Annotated in this window: 21 protein-coding genes and 1 pseudogene; 3 read left to right on the top strand and 19 right to left on the bottom strand. The window is 69.3% G+C overall.

Annotated features, from left to right (window positions below):
• Window positions 1–111: 111 nt before the first annotated feature.
• Window positions 112–906 carry an alpha/beta hydrolase gene (locus tag ACYVOK_RS19060; protein WP_460663808.1) on the top strand — a complete coding sequence of 265 codons (795 nt, stop codon included), beginning with the start codon at window positions 112–114 and terminating at the stop codon, window positions 904–906.
• Here ACYVOK_RS19060 and ACYVOK_RS19065 read toward each other — a convergent pair.
• The 4 genes from ACYVOK_RS19065 to ACYVOK_RS19080 all read right to left on the bottom strand — a co-directional run bounded on the left by ACYVOK_RS19065 (window position 903) and on the right by ACYVOK_RS19080 (window position 3,899).
• Entirely contained in the window at window positions 903–1,526 is a 624-nt protein-coding gene (locus tag ACYVOK_RS19065; RefSeq protein WP_460663809.1) for a Type 1 glutamine amidotransferase-like domain-containing protein, read from the bottom strand. The genes ACYVOK_RS19060 and ACYVOK_RS19065 overlap by 4 nt on opposite strands.
• Complete coding sequence (locus ACYVOK_RS19070; protein WP_460664509.1) at window positions 1,523–2,431, bottom strand: RluA family pseudouridine synthase; 909 nt, start codon at window positions 2,429–2,431, stop codon at window positions 1,523–1,525. Before ACYVOK_RS19070 ends, ACYVOK_RS19065 begins: the two co-directional genes overlap by 4 nt.
• 71 nt (window positions 2,432–2,502) lie before the next feature.
• A complete protein-coding gene (gene lspA / locus ACYVOK_RS19075) occupies window positions 2,503–3,192 on the bottom strand; it encodes a signal peptidase II (RefSeq protein WP_460663810.1) in 690 nt (229 codons plus the stop codon).
• Window positions 3,165–3,899, bottom strand: a complete 735-nt coding sequence (locus ACYVOK_RS19080) for a TraR/DksA family transcriptional regulator (RefSeq protein ID WP_460663811.1) — start codon at window positions 3,897–3,899, stop codon at window positions 3,165–3,167. Before ACYVOK_RS19080 ends, lspA begins: the two co-directional genes overlap by 28 nt.
• Before the next feature lie 669 nt (window positions 3,900–4,568).
• Between ACYVOK_RS19080 and ileS the strand changes: the two genes are divergently transcribed.
• On the top strand, window positions 4,569–7,712 hold the full coding sequence (gene ileS / locus ACYVOK_RS19085; RefSeq protein ID WP_460663812.1) for an isoleucine--tRNA ligase: 3,144 nt from the start codon (window positions 4,569–4,571) through the stop codon (window positions 7,710–7,712).
• Here ileS and ACYVOK_RS19090 read toward each other — a convergent pair whose 3' ends face one another.
• Window positions 7,713–8,189: a MarR family winged helix-turn-helix transcriptional regulator gene (locus tag ACYVOK_RS19090; protein ID WP_460663813.1), complete on the bottom strand. Its 477-nt coding sequence runs from the start codon at window positions 8,187–8,189 to the stop codon at window positions 7,713–7,715.
• Window positions 8,190–8,236: 47 nt separating this feature from the next.
• On the opposite strand from ACYVOK_RS19090, the gene ACYVOK_RS19095 reads away from it, so the two are divergent.
• A complete protein-coding gene (locus ACYVOK_RS19095; RefSeq protein ID WP_460663814.1) occupies window positions 8,237–8,692 on the top strand; it encodes a pyridoxamine 5'-phosphate oxidase family protein in 456 nt (151 codons plus the stop codon).
• Between the two features lie 93 nt (window positions 8,693–8,785).
• Here ACYVOK_RS19095 and ACYVOK_RS19100 read toward each other — a convergent pair whose 3' ends face one another.
• The 14 genes and pseudogenes from ACYVOK_RS19100 to ACYVOK_RS19165 form a co-directional block, all read right to left on the bottom strand.
• Window positions 8,786–9,544: a DivIVA domain-containing protein gene (locus tag ACYVOK_RS19100; protein ID WP_360469210.1), complete on the bottom strand. Its 759-nt coding sequence runs from the start codon at window positions 9,542–9,544 to the stop codon at window positions 8,786–8,788.
• 246 nt (window positions 9,545–9,790) lie between these two features.
• The gene (locus ACYVOK_RS19105) at window positions 9,791–10,096 is read right to left on the bottom strand and encodes a YggT family protein (RefSeq protein ID WP_460663815.1); all 306 of its coding nucleotides are present in this window, start codon (window positions 10,094–10,096) and stop codon (window positions 9,791–9,793) included.
• 51 nt (window positions 10,097–10,147) lie between these two features.
• The gene (locus ACYVOK_RS19110; protein WP_460663816.1) at window positions 10,148–10,711 is read right to left on the bottom strand and encodes a cell division protein SepF; all 564 of its coding nucleotides are present in this window, start codon (window positions 10,709–10,711) and stop codon (window positions 10,148–10,150) included.
• A gap of 70 nt (window positions 10,712–10,781) precedes the next feature.
• On the bottom strand, window positions 10,782–11,495 hold the full coding sequence (locus ACYVOK_RS19115; protein ID WP_460663817.1) for a YggS family pyridoxal phosphate-dependent enzyme: 714 nt from the start codon (window positions 11,493–11,495) through the stop codon (window positions 10,782–10,784).
• Entirely contained in the window at window positions 11,495–12,220 is a 726-nt protein-coding gene (gene pgeF, locus ACYVOK_RS19120; protein ID WP_460663818.1) for a peptidoglycan editing factor PgeF, read from the bottom strand. Before pgeF ends, ACYVOK_RS19115 begins: the two co-directional genes overlap by 1 nt.
• Before the next feature lie 313 nt (window positions 12,221–12,533).
• A pseudogene (ftsZ, locus tag ACYVOK_RS19125) lies at window positions 12,534–13,808 on the bottom strand (cell division protein FtsZ); the annotation flags it as partial.
• A gap of 201 nt (window positions 13,809–14,009) precedes the next feature.
• A complete protein-coding gene (locus ACYVOK_RS19130) occupies window positions 14,010–14,750 on the bottom strand; it encodes a cell division protein FtsQ/DivIB (protein ID WP_460663819.1) in 741 nt (246 codons plus the stop codon).
• Window positions 14,751–14,768: 18 nt separating this feature from the next.
• Entirely contained in the window at window positions 14,769–16,229 is a 1,461-nt protein-coding gene (gene murC, locus ACYVOK_RS19135; protein ID WP_460663820.1) for a UDP-N-acetylmuramate--L-alanine ligase, read from the bottom strand.
• Window positions 16,226–17,314, bottom strand: a complete 1,089-nt coding sequence (gene murG / locus ACYVOK_RS19140; protein ID WP_460663821.1) for an undecaprenyldiphospho-muramoylpentapeptide beta-N-acetylglucosaminyltransferase — start codon at window positions 17,312–17,314, stop codon at window positions 16,226–16,228. Before murG ends, murC begins: the two co-directional genes overlap by 4 nt.
• Window positions 17,315–17,342: 28 nt before the next feature.
• Complete coding sequence (ftsW, locus tag ACYVOK_RS19145; RefSeq protein ID WP_460663822.1) at window positions 17,343–18,584, bottom strand: putative lipid II flippase FtsW; 1,242 nt, start codon at window positions 18,582–18,584, stop codon at window positions 17,343–17,345.
• Window positions 18,585–18,599: 15 nt separating this feature from the next.
• On the bottom strand, window positions 18,600–20,039 hold the full coding sequence (gene murD / locus ACYVOK_RS19150) for a UDP-N-acetylmuramoyl-L-alanine--D-glutamate ligase (RefSeq protein WP_460663823.1): 1,440 nt from the start codon (window positions 20,037–20,039) through the stop codon (window positions 18,600–18,602).
• Entirely contained in the window at window positions 20,036–21,097 is a 1,062-nt protein-coding gene (gene mraY, locus ACYVOK_RS19155; protein WP_460663824.1) for a phospho-N-acetylmuramoyl-pentapeptide-transferase, read from the bottom strand. The genes murD and mraY overlap by 4 nt, the downstream gene beginning before the upstream one ends.
• Complete coding sequence (locus ACYVOK_RS19160) at window positions 21,094–22,485, bottom strand: UDP-N-acetylmuramoyl-tripeptide--D-alanyl-D-alanine ligase (protein ID WP_460663825.1); 1,392 nt, start codon at window positions 22,483–22,485, stop codon at window positions 21,094–21,096. Before ACYVOK_RS19160 ends, mraY begins: the two co-directional genes overlap by 4 nt.
• The gene (locus ACYVOK_RS19165; RefSeq protein WP_460663826.1) at window positions 22,482–24,008 is read right to left on the bottom strand and encodes a UDP-N-acetylmuramoyl-L-alanyl-D-glutamate--2,6-diaminopimelate ligase; all 1,527 of its coding nucleotides are present in this window, start codon (window positions 24,006–24,008) and stop codon (window positions 22,482–22,484) included. The genes ACYVOK_RS19160 and ACYVOK_RS19165 overlap by 4 nt, the downstream gene beginning before the upstream one ends.
• Window positions 24,009–24,014: the final 6 nt, after the last annotated feature.

Below are 24,014 nucleotides of genomic sequence, written 5' to 3' on the forward strand. Positions count from 1 at the left end.
GGTGACTGCTGAAGCCTAATCCGGCCCTCGGACAGTTTTCGAAGTGGCTCTCCGGGGAGGCCCGAACCCGCCCGCTATCCGGTCAGCCAGGACCACGCGCACACTGAGGGAATGGTGCGCGTGGCGCTGATCGCCGGGTCCGTGGTGCTCCTGCTGCTGGCCGTGCTCTGGGGCTGCCAGCGGCAGCTGATCTACCTGCCCGACTCGTCGGCGGTGCCGACCAGGGCGGGCGCCAAGGAGGTCGTGCTGGAGACGAGCGACGGTCTCCGGCTGGGGGCGTCGCTCGTTCGACCGCAGCAGCGCGACCGTGGCGTCGCCGTACTGGTCGCCAACGGCAACGGCGGCAACCGGGCCGGCCGGGCTCCGCTGGCGCAGGCGCTGGCTGCCGAAGGGCTGACCGTGTTGCTGTTCGACTACCGCGGGTACGGCGGCAACGAGGGCAGTCCCAGTGAGAAAGGGCTGGCCCGGGACGTGCGGGCTGCCCAGGACTACCTGGTCGAGTACGGCGTACCGGCTGAGCGGATCGTGTACTTCGGTGAGAGCCTGGGGGCCGCTGTGGTGACCGAGCTGGCAGCTGAGCGGCCGCCAGGTGGATTGGTGCTGCGGTCGCCGTTCGTCGACCTCGGGTCGGTCGGACAGGTCCACTACCCGTTCCTGCCGGTCAAGCTGCTGCTCCGCGACAAGTTCCCGCTGGCGGAGCAGCTGGCTCGCGTGAAGGCGCCTGTCGCCGTGGTCTACGGGAGCGACGACTCCGTCGTACCGCCCGAGCAGAGCCGATCGGTGGCCGAGGCGGCGCCGACGCTGAAGGACGTGGTCGAGATTGCCGGAGCAGACCACAACGATGCCGCGTTGGTCCACGGTCCGGAGGTGATCGCGGCCGTCGTCAGGCTCGCCGACCAGCTTTAGACGAGCTCGCGGTGGTCGCCGTCGATGACGAGCGCCTGACCGTCGCGCATCGGCAGATACGGTACGCCGGTCCGGTCGTACAGCTCGGCCACGGTCGCCACCAGGTCCGTCTCGGGGTGACCGGGTGAGTCGAGGTGCGGGACGATCGCGTGGTCGAGCAGACCGAGGCCGTCCCAGATGACCTCGCCGTCGACCGCGTCGACGTCGTCACACAGCTCGAGACCGCGGAGGCTGGGTGCGAGGACGCACGGTCCGGCGCTGTAACCGGCGTACACGATCTCCTCCGCATGGATCAGCTCGGGCAGGATCCGGTCTGCTCCGCTCTTCGCCAGTGCGGCTCGGAGCACGAACACGTTCCCGCCACGCACCCACAGACCGTCGTACTCCGTGAGCCTGGTGCGCAGCGCCTCGCCTGTGCAGACCCGCAGGTCGAGCTCTTCGGGCTGGAGGCCCAGCTCTGTCAGCCAAGTGATCTCGTCGGCGACCTTCTCCCGTCGTACGGCGGGATCCTCGGCGTCGATCGAGTTGCAGACGACCGCGACCCGCGCGGCCGGCGGCAGGAGCGCGACCAGCCGCTCAGGGTGGTCGCCGAGGCGGAAGGACGACAGGTACAGCTTCATTGACTGTCGACCAGCAGATCCAGAGCGTGATCAAGGTCGTCCGGGTACTCCGAGGTGAACTCGACGTACTCCCCGCTGCCCGGGTGGGTGAAGCCGAGCCGCATCGCGTGCAGCCACTGCCGGGTGAGCTGCAGACGCTCGGCCAGCACCGGATCGGCGCCGTACGTCAGGTCACCGCAGCACGGGTGCCCGATCGCGGTCATGTGGACCCGGATCTGGTGGGTGCGGCCGGTCTCGAGGGTGATCTCGAGCAGGGTCGCGTACCGGAACGCCTCGAGGGTCTCGTAGTGCGTCACACTCGGCTTGCCGCCGGCGACGATGCCGAACTTGTAGTCGTGATGCGGGTGCCGGTCGATCGGCGCGTCGACGGTGCCGGTGAACGGGTCCGGGTGACCCTGGACCAGCGCGTGGTAGATCTTCTTGACCGTGCGCTCCTTGAAGGCGCGTTTCAGCACGGTGTAGGCATACTCCGTCTTGGCCACGACCATCAGTCCGGACGTGCCGACGTCGAGGCGGTGCACGATGCCCTTGCGCTCGGCGGCGCCGCTGGTGGAGATGCTGAACCCCGCGCCGGCCAGGTGGCCGATCACGGTCGGGCCGGTCCACCCCGGAGACGGGTGCGCGGCCACGCCGACCGGTTTGTCGACCACGATGATCTCGTCGTCGTCGTACACGATCCGCAGGTTCTCGACGGTCTCCGGTACGACGGTGACCTCGGCCGGCGGCGCCGGCAGCTCGACGTCGAGCAGGTCGCCGGCGGCGACGCGGGTCGACTTGGGCGCCGGGGCGCCGCCGACCTGGACCAGACCGGACTCGATCAGCTCGGCCGCCTTGGTCCGGGACACGCCGAACAGCCGGGACAGCGCCGCGTCGAGGCGCTCGCCGGCCAGGCCGTCGGGGACCATCACGGTCCGCGAGTCGCCGCTCACGCCTTCACCTCGCTTCGCTCGGTTCCGGCGTGACCGAGAACGCTGCTCTACCCATTCTTCGCTCGCTGCGCTCGCTCAGGCTTCGGTTCTTTCGTCCCGTCGAGCCTGACCCCGCGCAGGGTCTGGATCACCAGCAGGGCGGCGGCCGACGTGACGGCCATGTCCGCGACGTTGAAGATCGCCCAGTGCGGGGTCTGCAGGAAGTCGACCACATGCCCGTGGAACGGCGCCGGCTCGCGGAAGATCCGGTCGAGGATGTTCCCGAGCGCACCGCCGAACAGCAAGCCGAACGCCACCGCCCACCCGGCCGACCCGAGCCGCCGCGACAGGTAGACCACGCCGAGCGCGACGATGATCTGGATCGCGCTGATGTACGGCGTGTAGCCCGAGCCGAGGCTGAACGCGGCGCCGGAGTTCCGGATCAGGTTGAACTTCAGGAAGCTCCCGATCACGTTCACCGGCTCCCCCGGCGTCAGATGCTCCAACGCCAGCGCCTTCGTCACCTGATCCAGAACCAGGATCAGCGCACCGATCACCCCGAACAACACCATCCACTTCCACGAGGTCCGCCGGGCAGGCGCGCTCTGGCCGTCCGCCGGTACGGCGTCGGCGGAGGCGGGGGATGACGGAGAACCGGCCGACGCAGGGTCGGCCGGTTCCGTGGACTCGGCGGGGGTGTCACCCGCCGGGTGGGACGTGTCGGGGTCGCTCAGCGGCGTTCTTCGCGTTCTTTGCATGACACGCACAGTGTCGCACGCGGGAACGCCTGCAACCGACCCTTGCCGATCGCATTGCCGCAGCTCTCACAGATACCGTACGTGCCGTCGTCGATCCGCGACAGCGCCCGCTCGATCTGGTCCAGCATGTCCCGGGCGTTGTTCGCCAGCGACATCTCGTGGTCCCGCTCCAGCGTGGTCGAGCCGACGTCGGCCTGGTCGTTGCCGGCGCCGTCACCGCCGTCCCGGAGCAGCCCGACGATCTCCTGCTCGGCGTCCCGGATCTCCTGCTTCAGGTGCACGACGTCGGCTTCGAGCTCGCTGCGGAGCTCGGCCAGTTCGGCCGCGGTCCACGGGGTCTCGCCGGCCTTCACCGTGAGGGTCTCTGCCTTGTGTGCTGGGGACTTCGCCGGCGCCGTCGCCGGTGTCCTGTTCTCGTTCGTCTTCATGGCCACCCTCTTCGTCGGAGCTTGCTTGGCAGGGGTCTTCTTGGCCGGAGCCTTCTTCGCCGCGGAGGAGCCGGCCGTCGTCGCCGTCTTCTTCGCGGAAGTCTTCTTCGCCGGCGAGGTCTTCGCCGGTGCCTTGCGGGCCGCTGTCGCTGCCTTCGCCGCCTTCGCCGTCTTCGTGGTCTTCGTGCTCTTCGCGGCCGGCTCAGCGGATTTCGCGGCGCTCTTCTTGGCCGCGGCAGTGCGTTGGGGGGCGGACTTCTTGGGAGCCGATGTAGCCATGGTCAGCTACCCCCTGCCTTCGTCGGAGACTGAAGCGGACTGGTCGCAAGACACTAGGCCACGTGTCGGTCACGTGCCAGTCCGACGCGCAGACCGTGGACATACGGTAGTCGGTTCTTCAATCTCACTCGATGTACCGCGCGTCACAGCCAGGTTTCAGCCGAGCAAGTGTTCGAATCTCGGCCGAAGATCCTTCTCCTCCCCCTCCACCGCGACCAGTTTGTCCCTGCTGGTCGCGGCCCGCACCAACGTCGCCGCGGAGCGTCGTACCGGCCGCCGACCGCATCCCGGGAGGCGCCTGGCTCGACCCGCACGAGAATTGTGATGGCTGAATTCCCGCCTGGCCACTCCTTTTCAACGGCCCCACCCGGCCGGCCCCGGTCGTCTAACGATTCGTAGTTGCCCGGTACGCCGTCGTACACTGGCAGCCGCGATCCGCAAGGCAGTGATGGGGCCATCACCCCGGAGCCGCCGGAAGAACAGTCCGCAGGGACCTATTAGAACCGGCAGCGACGCGTTAAGGAAGTGGGTGAGCTGACCTGGACCGGGCGGGGTGGGACTCGCGATCGGTCCGGCTCACCAAGGAGGGTGGTACCGCGCGGCCCGGCGAATGTGCCGGCGCTTCGTCCCTCGTCCGGCAGCAGTACGGCTCGACGAAGGACGACAGAGATGGCAACAACTCCGTGGCGGCAGGTCCCGGCGCAGGTGGACTTCCCCGCACTCGAGCGGGAGGTGCTGGTCCACTGGGACGAGCACGACACCTTCGCCAAGAGTCTCGAGCAGTCGGCCGGCGGCACGCCGTGGACCTTCTTCGAAGGACCCCCGACCGCGAACGGGATGCCCGGCACCCACCACATCGAGGCGCGCGTCTTCAAGGACGTCTTCCCGCGCTACCGGACCATGAAGGGTTTCCGGGTCGAGCGCAAGGCCGGCTGGGACTGCCACGGCCTGCCGGTCGAGGTCGCGGTGGAGAAGGAACTCGGCTTCAACGGCAAGAACGACATCGAGGCGTACGGCATCGCCGAGTTCAACGCCAAGTGCCGTGAGTCGGTGCTGCGGCACGTCGACGCGTTCAACGAACTGACCGTCCGGATGGGCTACTGGGTCGACCTGGAGCGCCCGTACCGGACGATGGACCCGGAGTACGTGCAGTCGGTCTGGTGGTCGCTCAAGCAGATCCACGACAAGGGTCTGCTCGTCGAGGACTACCGCATCACGCCGTACTGTCCCCGCTGCGGCACCGGCCTGTCCGACCACGAGCTCGCGCAGGGCTACGAGACCGTCATCGACCCCTCGGTGTACGTGCGCTTCCCCCTGACGTCCGGTCCGCTGGCGGGTAAGGCGTCGCTGCTGGTCTGGACCACGACCCCCTGGACCCTCGTCTCGAACACGGCGGTCGCCGCGCACCCCGACGTTCAGTACGTCGTCGCCACCGACGGCACCGAGTCACTGGTCGTCGCCGAGCCGTTGCTGGGCACGCTCGGCGAGGGCTGGACGGTGACCGGTCGGTACGGCGGTCGCGAGATGGAGCGGTGGACGTACCAGCGGCCGTTCGAGCTGGTGGAGTTCCCCGAGCCGGCGCACTACGTCGTACTGGCCGACTACGTCACCACCGAGGACGGCACCGGTCTGGTCCACCAGTCCCCCGCCTTCGGTGCCGACGACCTCGCGGTGGGCCGCGCCTACGGGCTCCCGGTGGTGAACCCGATCCAGGCGGACGGTCACTTCGAGGCCGACGTACCCCTGGTGGGCGGCCAGTTCTTCAAGAAGGCCGACGAGGATCTGGTGAAGGACCTGCAGGAGCGCGGTGTGCTCTTCCGGCACGTGCCGTACGAGCACCCGTATCCGCACTGCTGGCGCTGCCACACCCCGGTCATGTACTACGCGCTCCCGTCCTGGTACATCCGCACCACCCAGGTGAAGGACGCCCTGCTCCGGGAGAACGAGAAGACCAACTGGTACCCGGACTCGGTGAAGTGGGGCCGGTACGGCGACTGGCTGCGGAACAACATCGACTGGGCCGTCTCCCGCTCCCGCTACTGGGGTACGCCGCTGCCGATCTGGCGCTGCGAAGGCGACCACCAGGTGTGCGTCGGCTCGCTGGCCGAGCTCGGTGAGCTGGCCGGACGCGACCTGAGCGGCACCGACCCGCACCGGCCGTACGTCGACGACATCACCTTCGACTGCCCGACCTGCGGCGCGGAGTCGCGGCGGGTGGCCGAGGTCATCGACGCCTGGTACGACTCGGGCGCGATGCCGTTCGCGCAGTGGGGCTACCCGTGGGCCGACGGGTCGAAGGAGAAGTTCGAGCAGGCCTACCCGGCCGACTACATCTGCGAGGCGATCGACCAGACCCGCGGCTGGTTCTACACGCTGATGGCCGTCGGCACGCTGGTTTTCGACGAGTCTTCGTACCGCAACGTCGTCTGCCTCGGCCACATCCTGGCCGAGGACGGCCGGAAGATGTCCAAGCATCTGGGCAACATCCTCGAGCCGATCCCGCTGATGGACGACCACAGCGCGGACGCGGTGCGCTGGTTCATGGCCGCCTCCGGGTCGCCGTGGAAGGCGCGCGGCATCGGTCCGAACGTGCTCAACGAGATCGTCCGGAAGGTGCTGCTCACCTACTGGAACACGGTCGCCTTCCACGCCCTGTACGCGCGGCTGGCCGACTGGTCGCCGACGGCCGACGTACCGCCGGTCGCGGAGCGCTCGGTGCTGGACCGCTGGCTGGTCAGCGAGACGCACCGGCTGGTCCGCGACACCGACCAGGCGTACGCCGACTACGACACCCAGCGGCTCGGTGCGCTGATCAACTCGTTCGTCGACGTGCTGTCGAACTGGTACGTCCGGCGGTCGCGCCGGCGCTTCTGGGCCGGTGAGCCCGGTGCGCTGGCCACGCTGCACGAGACGCTCGACGTACTCACCCGGGTGATGGCGCCGCTGATGCCGTTCGTGACCGAGCGGGTCTGGCAGGACGTGTTCCGGCCGGTCACCCCTGGTCTGCCCGAGTCGGTTCACCTCGCGAGCTTCCCGACGTACGACGAGACACTCATCGACGACGCGCTCGCGCAGCACGTGTCGATGGCCCGGCGTGTCGTCGAACTGGGCCGGTCGGCCCGCGCGGAGGCGAAGGTTCGGACCCGTCAGCCGCTGTCGCGGGCACTGGTCGGGTCGGCCGCGATCGCGGACCTGTCCGCCGAGCTGCTGCAGGAGATCGCCGATGAGCTGAACGTCGGCTCGGTCGAGCCGTTGTCCTCGGCCGGCGCCGACCTGGTCGAGTTCTCCGCCAAGGGAAACTTCCGCGAGCTCGGCAAGCGGTTCGCCAAGCAGACTCCGGTGGTCGCGGCCGCGATCGCCGCCGCCGACGCCGCCGCGCTCGCCGCGGCCCTGAAGGAGTCCGGTACGGCGACGATCGTGGTCGACGGTGAGGACGTCCAGGTCAGCGAGTCGGAGGTGCTGCTGTCCGAGCGGCCGCGCGAGGGCTGGTCGGTGGTCAACGAGCAGGGCGAGACTGTTGCCCTCGACCTCGAGGTCACTCCGGAACTGAAGCAGGCCGGCCTGGCCCGCGAGGTGGTCCGGACCCTGCAGGAGGCCCGGAAGAACGCCGGTCTCGAGGTGTCGGACCGGATCAAGGTCTGGCTGACGTCGACCGACGCCGACCTCACCGATGCCCTCGGCAAACACGCCGACGAGATCGCCCGCGAGGTCCTCGCCGTCGAGCTCAGCCAGTCGGCCCCGACCGAGTCGGCCGACGTTGCCACCGGCACCGAAGAGGACCTGCAGCTCACCTACTGGCTCACGAAGGCCTGATCAGCGCGGTGGACGCGCCGCCCTGGCTCGCAAGGCCGGGGCGGCGCCCAGCAGGTTGATCACGTCGACCAGCAGCACCCGCGCCTGCTCGACCCGATCGGCGCCCAAAGCTTGACGAAGTTCTGACCCGAGCGCGGCCCGATGCCGCCGCGCCGCCTCGATCACGCCAGCGCCTCGCTCGGTCAGCACGACGGTGCGGGCCCGGGCATCGGCGGGATCCGGTTCGCGGCTGAGGTACCCGCGCTTCTCCAGGTCGGCGACCGACTTGGACGCGGCCTGCTGAGTGACGCCGAGCCGCTCGGCCAGTGCGCTGATCGTCATCGGTCCCCCGACCAGGTGCTGGAACACCACCCCGTCTGCGAACCGGGTGTCGGTGAACCCGTCCGCGACCAGCCGGCGCTGGATCTCGTCGGCCAGCGCCCACCCGGTGAACAACGAGGCCAGGGACAGATCGGCGTCAGCCGGATCGAACTCCATACCGCCGAACTATACAACCCTGGTTGTGCATCAGGTAACCTACAACCATGGTTGTGCAAAAGGAGTTCGTGGCCAGAGCGCACCGCATCGTGTGGTGCACGGTGGCGACAGTCGGGCCGGACAACCGGCCGAGAACCCGCATTCTGCATCCGCTCTGGGAATTGGACGATGACCTGACCGGCTGGATCGTCACCAAGGCGACCCCGATCAAGGTGCGGCACCTGGCCTACAGCCGGTATGTCAGCTGCAGCTACTGGGAACCGGGCCACGAGGTGGCGGTCGCGGACTGCCGCGCGGAGTGGATCACCGACGTGGCGACCCGGCGGCGAGTGTGGGAGCTGTATCGAGATGCTCCGGCACCACTGGGGTACAACTTCTGGGGTGTGTTCCCCGAAGGTCCGGCCGGGGAATCACCGTCCTTGCTGCGGCTTGCGCCGTACCGGCTGCGGCTCAGTGATGTGGAGACGTTGAGCGGCCGGAAGGAGCCCCTTGTCTGGCCCTGACATCCTGTGACTGGTCACGGACTGTGTGTCAAAAGTACCCGGACATGACGAAGAGGCGGTGCCGCCGGAAAGCACCGCCTCTTGTCCGAGGTTTTAGACGCCGTGACCGTGCGCCTGCGCGCGAGCCTCCGGGCGGAAGCCGTTCCGCGGGCTCAGCGTGTCGTCGCCGTTGCCCAGCGCCTTGAGCTGCTCGGTGAAGTAGGTCTTCAGCCGGCTGCGGTACTCGCGCTCGTAGGCGTGCAGGTCGTCGATCGTGCGCTCCAGCTGGCCCTTCTGCTTCTCCAGCGAGCCCAGCATCTGGGCGCGGCGCTCGGCGATCTCGCCGTCGAGCTTCTCGGCGCGGGCGCGGGCCTCACCGGTCATCCGGTCGGCCTTGCCGCGCGCCTCGTTCTCCAGCCGCTCGGCCTTGGCGCGGGCCTCGCCGATGATCTTGTCGGCGGTGTCCTTCGCCTCCTGGACGAGGTCGTCGGAGTGCTTCGTCGCCATCTCCAGCAGCCGCACCGCGGAGCTGGAGGCGTCGCCGACGGTCCCTGCCGCCGCAGCAGCCCCCGCGGCCGCTACAGGCGCGACGACGGGTGGCTTCTCCTCCGGCTTCTCGACCACGACCGGTGGCTTGGGCTGCTGCACGACGGGCGGCAGCGCGGCGGTCTGGTCGACCGGCCGGTCCTGCCCCGCACCCGCGCGCTGAGCCGCCGCGAGCTTGGCCCGCAGCTCCTCGTTCTCGGCGAGAAGTCGCTCGAGCTCGGCTTCGACCTCGTCGAGGAAGGAGTCGACCTCAGTGACGTCGTAGCCCTCCCGTAGTCGGACGGGCGTGAACTGCTTCGAGCGGACGTCATCCGGCGTCAGCGGCATCTTTCACCTCGTTTGTCTGTGTCTTGGCGGAGTCCCCGTGGCCTCAACCCCGGCGACTCAGTAGATCACGTTATCGCTTCGTTGTGTTCTAACGGAATCCGGGCGGGCGATAACGGTCCACGACCCGGCGGACGCATCAACGAACCGGCCCCGTTGTCCGAGACTCTACCTACCCCGTCCGTGGCGTCCTCACCCTCCGACTCGGTGGGCGATTCACCGGTTCCGTACCACCCGCGGCGCACTGGGTCACAGTGAACGGAGGGCGGTCGAGTTGATCGACATCGCCAGCGAGACGATGACGAACAGCATCAGCATGGACAGGTCGATCCGGATCCCGCCGGCCCCGATCGGGGGCAGGATCCGCCGCAGCGGCCGCAGGAAAGGATCGGTGACCGAGTAGACCAACTCGAAGAACAGCAGCAGTGGGCCCTTCGGGTGCCACTGCGGCGCGAACATGACGATCAGGCTGAGCACGAACCGCGCCACCAACGTCAGGAAGAAGGCGAGCAGTACCCAGTAGAGAACCGTGAGGACGAGCGCTAGAGCAACCATGTCGTCAATGAGTGTAGAAGACCGGCGGAAACGGCGGGTCGGAACCGGCCGTCAGCTCTGGTTGTAGAACCCATCCGCGGCGATCTTCTCCTTCTCCTCGGCCGCCACCGTCACGTTCGGCGGGCAGACCAGGAACACCTTGGTGGTGATCCGCTCGATCGAGCCACGGCAGCAGAAGATCAGCCCGGCGGCGAAGTCGACCAGCCGCTTGGCGTCGGCGTGGTCCATCTCGGTCAGGTTCATGATGACGGGCGTGCCGTCACGGAAGTGCTCACCGATGACGCGCGCCTCGTTGTAGCTGCGCGGGTGCACGGTGGTGATGCGGGCCAACTCGGTAACCTCCGGGGACGGTGCGACACCACGTCGATCTGGGAACTTGCTGACCGTGCCGCCGGTCTCCTCGCGCCCTTGGTGGAAGTGCGGCTCGGCGCGGGTTTCGCGGCTCTCCCGGCCGGCGGGCACCGGCTCGGTCTCGTGGGACTCCCCGTCGACGGCCTCGACTGCGTCGTCGTCGTATTCGTCGTACTCGTCGTAGTCGTCGTACCGCGCGTTGTAGCGCTCCCCGTCCTCGACCAAGCCGAGGTAGACACCCATCTTGCGCAGCGCGCCGCTCATGGCCCTCCAGCCCCTCGATCCGGTTCGACGACAACGGTGAGCAGGAAGCAAAACCCGCTCGATGTCGACACTAACCCAGTGGAGTGCGTGTACCGAGTAATGCACGCCCGAGCCGAACGTGTGTCGCCCCGTGCCTGATCGCGGCGTCCAGATCCTCGCTCATCCCCGCCGAGATCCAGTCCGCGCCAGGATGTTCGGAGCGTAACCGGGAGGCTACTTCGCGCAGTCCCGCGAACGCCTCGTCGGGGTCCGAGCCCAGTGGTGCCACCGCCATCACGCCGCCCAGCTCCAACCCGTCCGCCGCGGCGACTTCCGCGGCCAGCTCAAGTACGGCGGATGGCTCGAGACCACCGCGGTTGGCGCCGGTGGCGGCTTCGGCCGGTCCGTAGGACGCAAGGCTCACCTGGAGCAGGCAGCGCACGATCCGTTCTTCCGCGACCGCGGCCTTCGACAACGCGGTCACCAGCGAGGAACGGTCGACCGAGTGCACGACCGACGCGTACCGGACCACGGACCGCGCCTTCTTCGACTGCAGTTGCCCGACGAAGTGCCAGGTGACGTCCGGGCAGTCCGGTGCCTTGACCTTGAGCTCCTGCTCGCGGTTCTCCCCCACGTCGTCGACCCCGAGGGCCGTCAGCGTCCGTACGTCGCTGACTGGGAAGGTTTTGGTGATCGCGACAAGGGTGACCTCGTCCGGGGTCCTCCCCGCCGCCTCACAGGCCTTCTCGATCCGCTCCCGAGCCTGCCGCAGGTTGTCCCGCAGTTCGTCCGCGCGTGTCGTCATCACTGCGTCAGCTTCACCAGCCCGGCCATCCGGCCACTCACCGGACCTTCCCGCCGATACGAGTAGAGATTCTCCGACTCGATCGTGCAGGTGGTCGCGTCGACTACGTCGACCTCCAGTTCGGCCAGTTGCGCGCGGACCCCGGCCGCCACGTCGATCGACGGCGTACCCCAACTCGTCTCGGCGTACGACGCCGGCACCCGCTCGGCCACCTCGGCCCGCATCTCCGCCGGCACCTCGTAGCAGTTGCCACACGCATAAGGCCCGAGTACGGCGGTGATCCGCGACGCGCCGAGTTCCCGCATCGCCTCGACAGTCGCCGGTACGACGCCGGCGTACAACCCCTTGCGGCCGGAATGCGCGGCACCGATGACACCGTCGCCGGCGAACAGGACGGGCAGACAGTCGGCGGCGCGGACACACAGCACGACGTCGTCGCGAGTGGTGACGAGGGCATCGGCGGTCGGCATCGGCCTGACCGGAAGTTCGTCTCCGCGCCGGACCACGTGGACGTCGCGGCCGTGCACCTGGCTGACCCGGACCATCGCCTCCGGCCGGACACCGAACTCGGCCGCGAGCCGGCGGTAGTTCTCCACCACGGCGTCGGCGTCGTCACCGACCGCACTGCCGAGGTTCAGTTCGCCGTACGGCGCTCTGCTCGCACCGCCGAACCGATCGGTGAAGGCGAAGCGGACATCGCGCAGAACTTCGTCATACCCGAACACATCCAGAGCCTACCGGCCAGGATGCTGCTTACTTCAGGAAGTCCGGGATGTCGAGGTCTTCTTCGGGCTCGGGCTTGCGGGCCGGGCGGGTCGGGCCGGACTGCGAGGTGCCGGACTGCGTGCTCGGCTGCGACGGTCCCGACGGGGTCGGCGAGTTGCTCGGGCCGTTGACCGGCCAGGAGTGCTGCGACGTGGGCGAGGCCGGGGTGTGCGGCGCGGGCTGCGGGTTCGGCGCGACCGTGCGGACCGGGTCGCCGGCCTGCGGGCGGGCCGAGTGCGTCGTACCGGCACCCGGACGGCCTTCGGTCGGCGTCGGCACCGGGACCGTGTCGTCGGTCGGCGCCGGCGGGTTCGGTGACGTGCTCTGCCCGGTGGGCGATCCGGCCGGTGCGGACGTGCCAGGCCCGGCCTGCCCCGCGGAGGCCGGGCCGGCCTGCGCCTGCCCACTGCCCTGCCCGGTGGAAACCGGCGCGGTCGGCGTGGCCGGGTTCTGACCCTGCTGACCGGTTGGCGGCGCGGCCGGAGGAGGCTGCGGCGGGGGTGTCGACTGCTGCGTCGGCGCCGCGTAGGAGGCTTCGCTGCTCGGCCTGGACGTTGCCTGCGGGCGGGCCGAGTTCATCGCCTGCTCGCGGCGCTTCGGCATCCCGCCGTCGAACCCGGCCGCGATCACCGTGACCCGGACCTCGTCGCCGAGGGCGTCGTCGATGACCGCACCGAAGATGATGTTCGCGTCCGAGTGCGCCGACTCCGAGACCAGCTGGGCAGCCTCGTTGATCTCGAACAGACCCAGGTCGGACCCGCCGGCGATCGACAGCAGTACGCCGTGCGCACCCTCGATGCTTGCCTCGAGCAACGGAGAGGAGATGGCCGCCTCGGCCGCCGCGACCGCGCGGTCCTCACCGCGGGACGAGCCGATACCCATCAGCGCGGAACCGGCGTTCGACATGACCGCCTTGACGTCGGCGAAGTCGACGTTGATCAGGCCGGGCGTGGTGATCAGGTCGGTGATGCCGGAGACACCCTGCAGCAGCACCTGGTCGGCCTGCTTGAACGCGTCCAGCACGGACACGGCGCGGTCGGAGATGGTCAGCAGCCGGTCGTTCGGGATGACGATCAGCGTGTCCACCTCCTCGCGGAGGGTGCTGATGCCGTCCTCGGCCTGGGTGGCGCGGCGCTTGCCCTCGAACGAGAACGGCCGGGTCACCACACCGATGGTCAGCGCGCCGAGCGAACGGGCGATCCGGGCCACCACCGGCGCGCCGCCGGTGCCGGTGCCGCCGCCCTCGCCGGCGGTGACGAAGACCATGTCGGCGCCCTTCAGCGCCTCCTCGATCTCCTCCGCGTGGTCCTCGGCGGCCTTCTGCCCGATCGCCGGGTTCGCGCCGGCGCCGAGGCCGCGGGTCTCTTCGCGGCCGATGTCGAGCTTGACGTCCGCGTCGCTCATCAACAGCGCCTGCGCGTCGGTGTTGATGGCGATGAACTCAACGCCCTTCAGACCGTGCTCGATCATCCGGTTGACGGCGTTCACGCCGCCTCCGCCGATGCCGACGACCTTGATGAGTGCCAGGTAGTTCTGCGGTGCCGCCACGTCCGCGCCTCTCGCCTCGTTCTGTTCCCGTTGTGGCCGGTTGGCCCTGTTCCAGCGAAAAGTTCCAGCGAAAAGACTGAACCTCAAGTGGATGGTTAGACTTATGTCAACTTTAGATTACGCCGCACGGTACGGGACCGATTCGGGCCGTGTCCACGCGCCTCGCCGCGCACGCCGGTGATGTCCCTGTGATGTGATCGGTCACCGCTTTTCCCCTTTGGTGACAGGAAGATCGGGCGCCGACACGTCGTACACCGTCGCCTTGCGCTTCATCAGCACGCTGAGTACCTCGGCCTTGCGCTCGCTGTCATCGGAACTGCCCCAAACGACCCTTACGCCGGACCCGAGGTTGAGGGTGATCGAGTCCGGCGACGCTGCCGAAATCGACCTCACCTGTGCCCGCAGTGTGGACGGCAGTGCGGCCGAAACCGTCACCACCGACCGGATCGTCACGTCCCGCCGGTTCCCGGTCACCTTCGCCTCCGGCAACCCGGCCGGCCGGTCCGGCACCGTTTTGAACGCCGTACCGGTCGCGTCGACCAGCTCGTACCGGCTGCCGTCGGTGACCACCACCACCGGAACCCGTTCGGTGACGACGATCACGACCTTGTTCGGCCATGCCCGGGTCACCTGCGCGTCAGCCACCGCCGGGATCGTCCGCACCCGGGCCGCGATCGCACTCAGGTCGACCTGCGCGAGTGGCGTACCCACCGGTGCCTCGGCGACGTTCTCGATCGTTGCCACCGGCACCGTATCGGCCCCGCTCACCCGGACGCCGTCGACCGCGAGCACGGCGGAGAAGTAGAACAGCCAGACGATCAACCCGCCGAACACCAGGACGGCGCCGCCGATCGCCCACGGCAGCCAGCTTCGCCAGCGCACCAACCGTTGCCGGCGCGCGAACCGCTGTTGTGCCCGAGCCAGATCAGCGCTCTGGCTCATGCCGAAGACCCCACCCCTTTACTCCACCACAGGAGCGAGAACCTCGGCCGCAGACTCGCGGGCGGCGGCGCGTTCGGCCAGCAAACCGACGACTTCCGGGCCGATCAGCGTCACGTCGCCGGCGCCCAGGGTGACGACCAGGTCGCCCGGTTCGGCCAGATCGGCGACCAGTTGCGGTACGGCGGACCACGACGGCTCGAACCGGACCTGCTCAGGCTTCAGCGGCACGTGGTTCGCGATCAGCGCACCGGTGACGCCGGGCTCCGGGTCCTCGCGGGCCGCGAACACGTCCATCACGACGACCTCGTCGGCCAGCGCGAGCGCCTCGGAGAACTGGGTGGCGAAGATCCTGGTCCGGCTGAACAGGTGCGGCTGGAAGCAGGCGATCACGCGCCCCTCCCCCGCGACCTGCCGGGCCGCGGTGAGGTCGACGGCCAGCTCGGTCGGGTGGTGGGCGTAGGAGTCGAACACCCGGACCCCGTCCTCGAGCCCCTTGAACTCGAACCGCCGGCCGGTCCCGGTGAACGCGGCCAGCCCCGCGGCCAGGTCGGCCGCGGAGAACCCGAGGCCCAGCCCGACCGTCAACGCGGCGGACGCGTTCAGCGCGTTGTGCTTGCCGGCCTGCTGCAACTGCACCACCGGCAGCTTCCGGCCGCGGTACACCGGGACGAACGACTGCGTGGCGCCGGTCGCGGTGATCTGCGTGACCCGCAGGTCCGCGTCGTGCGACTCGCCGTACGTCCGGACGTCGATCCCACGCTCCCGCGCGAACGTCGCCAACTGCCGTGCACCCGGGTCGTCGAAGCAGATGACCATGAAGCCCCCCGGAAGCACCTGGTCGCAGAACTGCTCGAAGGCGAGCCGGTAGCTGGCCTCGTCGCCGTAGTTGTCCAGGTGGTCCGGCTCGACCGAGGTGACGATCGACACCTCGGGGCTGTAGGTCAGGAACGACTTGTCCGATTCGTCCGCCTCCGCGACGAACAGGTCACCGCTGCCGTCGTGGGCGTTCGACCCGGACTCGTTGAGGTTGCCGCCGATCGCGTACGACGGGTCCGCGCCGCAGTGCTGCAGTGCGACGGTCAGCATCGACGTTGTGGTCGTCTTGCCGTGCGTGCCGGCGACCGCGAGGGTCCGGCGGCCGACCATCACCGAGGCGAGCGCCGCGGCCCGCGGCAGGATCGGGATCCCGGCGGCGCGGGCGGCGACCACCTCGGGGTTGGTCTCACGGATCGCGGTGGACACCACCACGGTGTCCGCCTCGGCGACGTGCTCGGCGGCGTGACCGACCCAGCAGGTGGCGCCGAGTGCGCGCAGCGCCGACAGCACCTTCCCGTCCTTGGCGTCGGAACCGGACACCTCGATGCCGCGGGACGCCATGATCCGGGCGATTCCGGACATGCCGGCGCCGCCGATGCCGACGAAGTGCACCCGGCCCAGCTTCTCGGCCGGGAGCGTCGTATCAGGAGCGGTGACGATCACGAAGCAGACCCCACCACATCCAGGATGATCCGCGCCAATCGGTCGTCGGCATCCGTACGGATCAGGCCCTTCGCCGCTGTGGACATGGCAGTCAGACGCTCGGTGTCGTGCAGAAGTTGCGGAACGTTCGCGCGGACCCAGTCCGGCGTCACGGCCGCGTTGTCCACCAGCAGGCCGCCACCGGCGTCGACTACGGGTTTGGCGTTCAGCGCTTGCTCGCCGTTACCGTGCGGGAGCGGAACGTAGACCGCGGGCAGTCCGACGCCGGACACCTCGGTGACCGTGTTCGCACCCGACCGGCACACGACCAGGTCCGCCGCCGCGTAGGCGAGGTCCATCCGGTCGACGTACGACAACACCACATAAGGCAGGTTCCCCGCGGAGGGCACTTCAAGTGTGTTCTTCGGGCCGATCGCGTGGATCACCTGGATCCCGGCCGCCCGCAGGTCGGCGGCCGCACCGGCGAACGCCTCGTTCAGCCGCTGGGCGCCCTGCGATCCGCCGGTGACGAACAGGGTCGGCGCGTCCGGGTCGAGCCCGAAGAACTGCCGCGCCTCGGCCCGCAGCGCGGCCCGGTCCAGTGTCGAGATGGCGCGCCGGATCGGCAGGCCGACGTACTCGGCGTGCGGCAGGTCCGTGCCCGGGAACGAGGTCTTCACGTGCTGCGTGCAGTACCGGGCGGCGAACTTGTTCGCGATCCCGGGGACCGCGTTGCCCTCGTGGACGACGATCGGGGTCTTCCGCCGCCAGGCGGCCACGTACGCGGGAGTGGAGACGTACCCGCCGAAACCGACCAGCACGTCGGCCTTGGCCTCCTCCAGCACGCGGCGGGCGGCGCTCACCGAGGCGAGCATCTTCCCCGGTACGGCGAGCAGCGCCGGCGTCGGCTTGCGCGGCAGCGGCACCGGCGGGATCAGTTCGAGCCGGTAACCGGCCTCGGGAACCACCCGGGTCTCCAGGCCGCGCTCGGTGCCGAGGGCCAGGATCTCGATGCCCGGATCGATCCGGCGCAGGGCGTCGGCGGTGGCGATCAGGGGTGAGGTGTGGCCGGCGGATCCTCCACCGGCCAGGACGATGCTGGGCACAGCTTTCAGCGCTCCCGCGTGTTCTCGGTCAGGACGTACGTCGCGACGGCAGCCACCCGAACCGCGGCCGCCTGGTCTCCTTCAGCGCGGCCTGTGCGCCGGGTTCGGCCTTCGCGAAGGCCAGCAGCATGCCGATCGCGATCAGCGTCGGCAGCAGTGCGGAACCACCGTACGACAAAAGCGGGAGCGGAATCCCCACGATGGGTAGCAGCCCGATCACGGCCCCCAGGTTGACCAGGGTCTGGGCCATGATCCAGATGGTGATCCCGGCCGCCGCGTAGCGGACGAACGGCTCGGTGTTCCGGGTCGCGATCCGCACCCCGGCGTAGGCCAGGGTGAGGAACAGGGCGAGCACGGTGAGCGACCCGACCAGGCCGAGTTCCTCACCGATCACGGAGAAGATGAAGTCGGTGTGCGCCTCCGGCAGGTTGCCCCACTTCTGCCGGCTGTTGCCGATCCCGACACCCCACCAGCCGCCGGTGGAGAGCGCGTAGAACGAGTGGTACGCCTGCCAGCCGATCCCGGACGGGTCGTTGAACGGGTCCCAGAACGACGAGATCCGGTCCATCCGGTGCTTGGCGGTGATCACGAAGTACGACGCGATCGCGCCGACCACCACGATGGTCGCGACGAACAGCCGGGTCGGTGCGCCGACGATCCAGATCAGCCCGATCATCACCGCCATCAGGACCAGCGCCGTCCCCAGGTCGCGCTGGCCGACGACCAGCGCGATCACCAGGCCGCAGACCGGCACCATCGGCACCAGCAGGTGCTTCCACTGGGTGAGCAGCTTCTCCTTGCGGGCGTACAGATCCGCGCACCACATCACCAGCGCCAGCTTGGCGAACTCACTGGGCTGGATCTGCAGCGGGCCGCCGAGGTTCAGCCAGTTGGTGTTGCCGTTCACGCCGACACCCAGGCCCGGGATGTACGTCAGCACCAGCAGGAACACGGAGCCCAGCAGGGCGACGTACGCGAGCATGCGGAAGTGCCGCGGCGTCATCCGGGACGCGACGTAGGCCATCGGCAGGCCGACGCCGACCCAGATCAGCTGGCGGACGAAGATCGTGTAGCTGTTCCCGTTCGCGCGCAGTGACAGCACGCTGGACGCGGACAGCACCATCAGCAGCCCGAGCACCAGCAGCAGGCCGGTGGCCCCGAGCAGGATGTGGTACGACGTCAGCGGCCGGTCCAGCACCTCGCGAATCGCGGCCACCCACGGCCGCTCGTCACTCTTCTTCTGATCCGGCTGATCCGCGATCGACGTCACGCGATCACCTCCGGATCAGTTCTGGCCCAGCCGGTGCACGGCTTCGGCGAAGGCGTCCCCGCGGGCTCCGTAGTTGGCGAACATGTCCCAGGAGGCGCAGCCGGGAGCGAGCAGCACGGTGTCGCCCACCTGCGCGAGCTTCGTTGCCTCCCCCACCACGATCTCCATGGCTCCAGTGTCCGTTGCCTCGATCACGATCCTCGGGACATCCGGTGCGTGTCGGGCAAGAGCTTCGGCGATCACCTGCTTGTCCTGTCCGAGCAGGACGACGGCGCGCAGCCGGTCGCGGGCCGCGATGACCAACTCGTCGAAGGTCGCCCCCTTGGCCTGACCGCCGGCGATCCAGACCACGTGCTCGTAGGCCAGCAACGACGCCTGGGCCGCGTGCGGGTTGGTCGCCTTCGAGTCGTCGACATAGTTGACCCCGGCAACTTCCGCGACGTGCGCGATCCGGTGCTTGTCCGGCCGGAACCCGCGCAGCCCGTCGCGGACCGCGGTCGCCGGGACCCCGAATGCCCGGGCCAGCGCGGCGGCGGCCAGCGCGTTCGCCACGTTGTGCGGCGCCGGCGGGGTGACGTCGTCCAGCGTCGCCAGCTCGAGCGCCGAGGACGCCCGCTGCTCCACGAAAGCACGGTCGACGAGCAGATCGTCGACCAGGCCGACCATCGAGATGTCCGGCGTACCGAGGATGAAGCCGATCGCGCGGCAGCCCTCGACCACGTCGGCGTCCACCACCAGTTGCTCGGTGGCCGGGTCGGCGACGTTGTAGACGCAGGCGACCTGGCAGTTCTCGTAGATCCGGCCCTTGTCCTTCGCGTACGCCTCCAGCGAGCCGTGCCAGTCGACGTGGTCCGGTGCGATGTTCAGTACGGCGGCCGAGTGCGCGGACATCGAGTGGGTGAAGTGCAACTGGTAGCTCGACAGCTCGACCGCGATCACGTCGTACGGCTCGGGGTCCATCACGGCTTCCAGCAGCGGCTTCCCGACGTTGCCGGCGGCAACGGCACGGTGCCCGGCGGCGGTCAGCATGGCGGTCAGCATCTGCACCGTCGTGGTCTTGCCGTTGGTGCCGGTGACGCACAGCCACGGCGCGGCGTTCGCCGGGTCGCGCAGCCGCCAGGCCAGCTCGATCTCGCTCCAGATCGGCACCTCGCGCTCGGCCGCCTCGGCCAGCAGCGGCGCGTGCGGCGGTACGCCGGGCGACGTCACGACGACGTCGACGTCCTTGGGGAGTTCCGCCGTACTGCCCGGACCGAGCGTGACGGTGGCGCCGAGCGTCTCGAGGATCCGGGCCTTCTCCCGCAGGTCCTCGGTTTCCCGGTCGTCCAGGACGGTCAGGTGCTCGGCGCCGGCCTGGAGCAGCGAGTCGGCACACGCGTAACCCGCCGTACCGAAGCCGAGAACGACGAAGCGGGTCGTGCTCCAGCCGTCGTCGGTGCGTGTGGTGAGACTCATCCGGCCACCCATTCCGCGTAGAAGACGCCGAGACCGATCACGACGCACAGGCCCTGGATGATCCAGAACCGGATCACCACGTTGACCTGTTCCCAGCCGAGCATCTCGAAGTGGTGGTGCAACGGCGCCATCCGGAACAGCCGCTTGCCCTTGGTGATCTTGAAGTAGCCGACCTGCAGGATCACCGAGGCGGTGATGATGACGAACAGGCCGCCGAGCAGCAGCACCAGCAGTTCGGTCCGGGTCATCACCGCGAAACCGGCCAGCGCGCCGCCGAGCGACAGCGAGCCGGTGTCACCCATGAAGATCTTGGCCGGTGACGCGTTCCACCACAGGAAGCCGAACAGCGCACCGGTCAGCGCGGCCGCGACCACGGCCAGGTCGTGCGGGTCGCGGACCTCGTAGCACTTCGACGTCGGCGCGGTCGCGCAACTCTGGTTGAACTGCCAGATGCAGATCAGCGTGTAGGCGCCGAACACCATCATCGACGCGCCGGTGGCCAGACCGTCCAGGCCGTCGGCCAGGTTGACGCCGTTGGACATGCCGGCGATCAGCAGCAGGATCCAGATCACCACCAGCACGCCGGCCAGGTGCAGCCACTCGATGTCGCGGATGAACGAGATGAACGGCGAGGCCGGCCGCTGGCCGCGTTCGTCCGGGAACTGCAGCGCGAGCACGGCGAACGCGACCGCGACCATGGTCTGGCCGGCCAGCTTCGCTTTGCTGCGCAGGCCCAGGCTGCGCTGGCGGAAGATCTTGATGAAGTCGTCGAGGAAGCCGACCGCGCCCATCCCGGCGAACAGGAACAGCACCAGGATCGCAGAGGCGCTCGGCGGCGTCATCGTGAACAGCTTCGCGGCGAAGTAGCCGACGATGGTCGCGACGATGAACACGGTGCCGCCCATGGTCGGCGTACCGCGCTTGGTGTGGTGCGAGGTCGGGCCATCGTCGCGGATCTCCTGGCCGTAGCCGCGCCGGGCCAGCAGGGTGATCGCCCACCGGGTGCCGAGCAGCGTCAGCACCATCGAGACGGCACCCGCGAACAGGATCGAGATCACTGCGCGTCCTCCAGCAGAGCGTCGGCCAGGCTGCGCAGTTTCGCGGCCTTCGAGGACTTCACCAGTACGACGTCACCGGCCCGCAACTCGGCCCGGAGCAGGTCGAGGGCCTCCGGGATCGTGTCGACGTACGCCGACTCGTTGCCCCAGGACCCTTCGAGCGAGGCCCCGAGGTGGATCGGTTTGGCCCCCGGGCCGACCACGACGAGCCGGTTCACGTCCAGCCGGACCGCGAGCCGGCCGACCGCGTCGTGCTCGTCGGCGGAGGTGTCACCGAGTTCGAGCATCTCGCCGAGCACCGCCCAGGTCCGGGCGCCGCGGGCCCGCCCGATCGCGACCAGCGCCTTCAGCGCGGCGCGCATCGAGTCCGGGTTCGCGTTGAAGGCGTCGTTGATCACCGTAACGCCGTCCGCACGTTCGACGACCTCCATCCGGGCCGCCGAGACCGGAGTGGCTCCGGCCAGCCCTTCGGCGATCTGCTCGGGAGTCAGCCCGACCGCGTAGGCGACGGCCGCCGCGCCGAGCGCGTTGGACACGTAGTGCTCCCCGACGAACTGCAACTGCACCGGGCGGCTGAAGTCGCCGATCCGGAGCGTGAAACCCGGCCGGCCCTCGGCGTCCAGCTTCAGGTCGGTCGCGCGAACCTCTGCGCCGGGCGCCTCACCGAATGTCAGCGCCCGCTGCTCGGTCCGGCTCGCCATCGCGGCGACGCGCGGGTCGTCCGCATTCAGTACGGCGGTGCCGCCCGGTACCAGCGCCTCGATCAGCTCACCCTTGGCCAGCGCGATGTTGTCCTGGCTGCCGAACTCGCCGATGTGCGACGTCCCGACGTTCAGCACCAGCCCGACCTTCGGCGGCGTGATCCCGCACAGATAGGTCAGGTCGCCCAGGTGCCGCGCACCCATCTCCGCCACCAGGAACTTCGTGGTGTCGGTCGCCTGCAGCGCGGTCAGCGGGTGGCCGAGCTCGTTGTTGAACGAACCCTCCGGCGACACGGTCTCGCCGTACGGGCGGATCAACTGGGCGATCAGGTCCTTCGTGCTGGTCTTCCCGGACGATCCGGTCAGGCCGATCACGGTCAGCCCGGGCAACCGGCCGACCACCAGCCGGGCCAGGTCGCCGAGCGCCTTCTGCGCGTCGGCGACGACGATGCACGGCGAACCGTCGACAGCTCGTGTGGTCAGCGATGCCGTGACACCGGCCTCGGTCGCCGTACCGACGTAGTCGTGCCCGTCGACACGCTCGCCGGGCAGGGCGACGAACAGCCCACCCGGCACGGCGGCTCGCGAGTCGATCACCACCGCGCCGTCCACGACAGCCGAGGGGTCGACACCCACCAGCTCGCCGTCGACGGCCTCGGCGATCTCACCGCAACTGACAGGGATCACCGCTCTGCCTCCAGCAACTCACGCACGGTCTCACGATCGTCGAACGGGTGGATCACACCGCCGACGTCCTGGCCTGTCTCGTGGCCCTTCCCCAGTACGACGACGGTGTCACCCGGACCGGCCAGCTCGATCGCGGCGGCGATGGCCTGCCGGCGATCGCCGATCTCGCGCAGGTCGGCCTCCGGCACCGCGGCCCGGGCACCCTCGAGCGCGGCGGCCCGGATCGCCGCCGGGTCCTCGCTGCGCGGGTTGTCGTCGGTGATGATCACGACGTCCGCCGTCCGCGCGGCCGCGGCGCCCATCGCCGGTCGCTTGCCCGGGTCCCGGTCGCCTCCGCAGCCGACGACCGCGTACAGACGTCCTTTCGTCGCACCGCGGGCGGCCTGGAGCGCGAGCTCGACCGCGTCCGGCGTGTGCGCGTAGTCGACGATCACAGTCACACCGTCCTGGCGGGTGAACGTCTCCATCCGACCCGGTACGGCGGCGGTCCGCAACCCGGCCGCGATCTCGTCGGCCGGTACGCCGACCTGCCGCAGCATCGCGGTCGCCAGCAGGGCGTTCGCCACGTTGAAGTCTCCGGGCAGCCCGATCTCGACGGTCAGCGTCTCCCCCGGCCCCTGGATGTCGATCACCGTCGTGTTGTGCTCGGACTGGTGCGTACTGGTCACGCTCCAGTCGGCTTCACCCCTGGTGGACACCGTGACCAGTGGTACGACGGTCTGCGCGGCCAGCCGGCGGCCGTACTCGTCGTCGATCGTCACCACCGCCACATCACACCGCTCCGGGGTGAACAGCGAGGCCTTCGCCGCGAAGTACTCCTCGAACGTGTGGTGGAAGTCCAGGTGATCCTGGGTCAGGTTGGTGAACCCGGCGACCGCGAACCGCGCACCGTCCACCCGTCCCTGGGCCAGCGCGTGACTGGACACCTCCATCGAGCACGAGGCGACTCCCTGCTCACGCATCACCGCGAACAGCGCGTGCAGGTCGGTGGCCTCCGGAGTGGTCCGGACGCTCTTCACCACCTCGTCGCCGATCCGGGTCTGGACCGTGCCGATCAAGGCGGCCGGTCCGAGCCGGCGCAGTACGGCGTCCAGCAGGAAGGTCGTCGTGGTCTTGCCGTTGGTCCCGGTGATCCCGAGCAGCCGCAGTTCCTTCGTCGGCTCGCCGTAGATCCGGGCCGCGACCGCGCCGAGCACGTCCCGCGGCCGGTCGACCACCAGCACGGGCAGGCCGGTCGCCTCGGCCCGCTCCTGACCGGTGGGGTCGGTCAACACGGCGACAGCTCCGGACTGCTGGGCCTTCGCGACGAAGGCCGCGCCATGCGTGACCGCTCCGGGCAGAGCGGCGTACAGGTCGCCTCGAAGGACCGACCGGGAGTCGAGCGACACACCGGTCACCTCGACGCTGGTGGTGGCGGGCATCGGCGCATGAGCGGTCCTGGCGACCTCGGCGAGGCTGACCGGCACGACGTGCCGCGGCCTGATCGCTGCGACAGCTCCGCCTGCGGCGGTAGGTGTGGACACGGGCCA

It is taken from the genome of Kribbella swartbergensis (genome assembly GCF_054784135.1).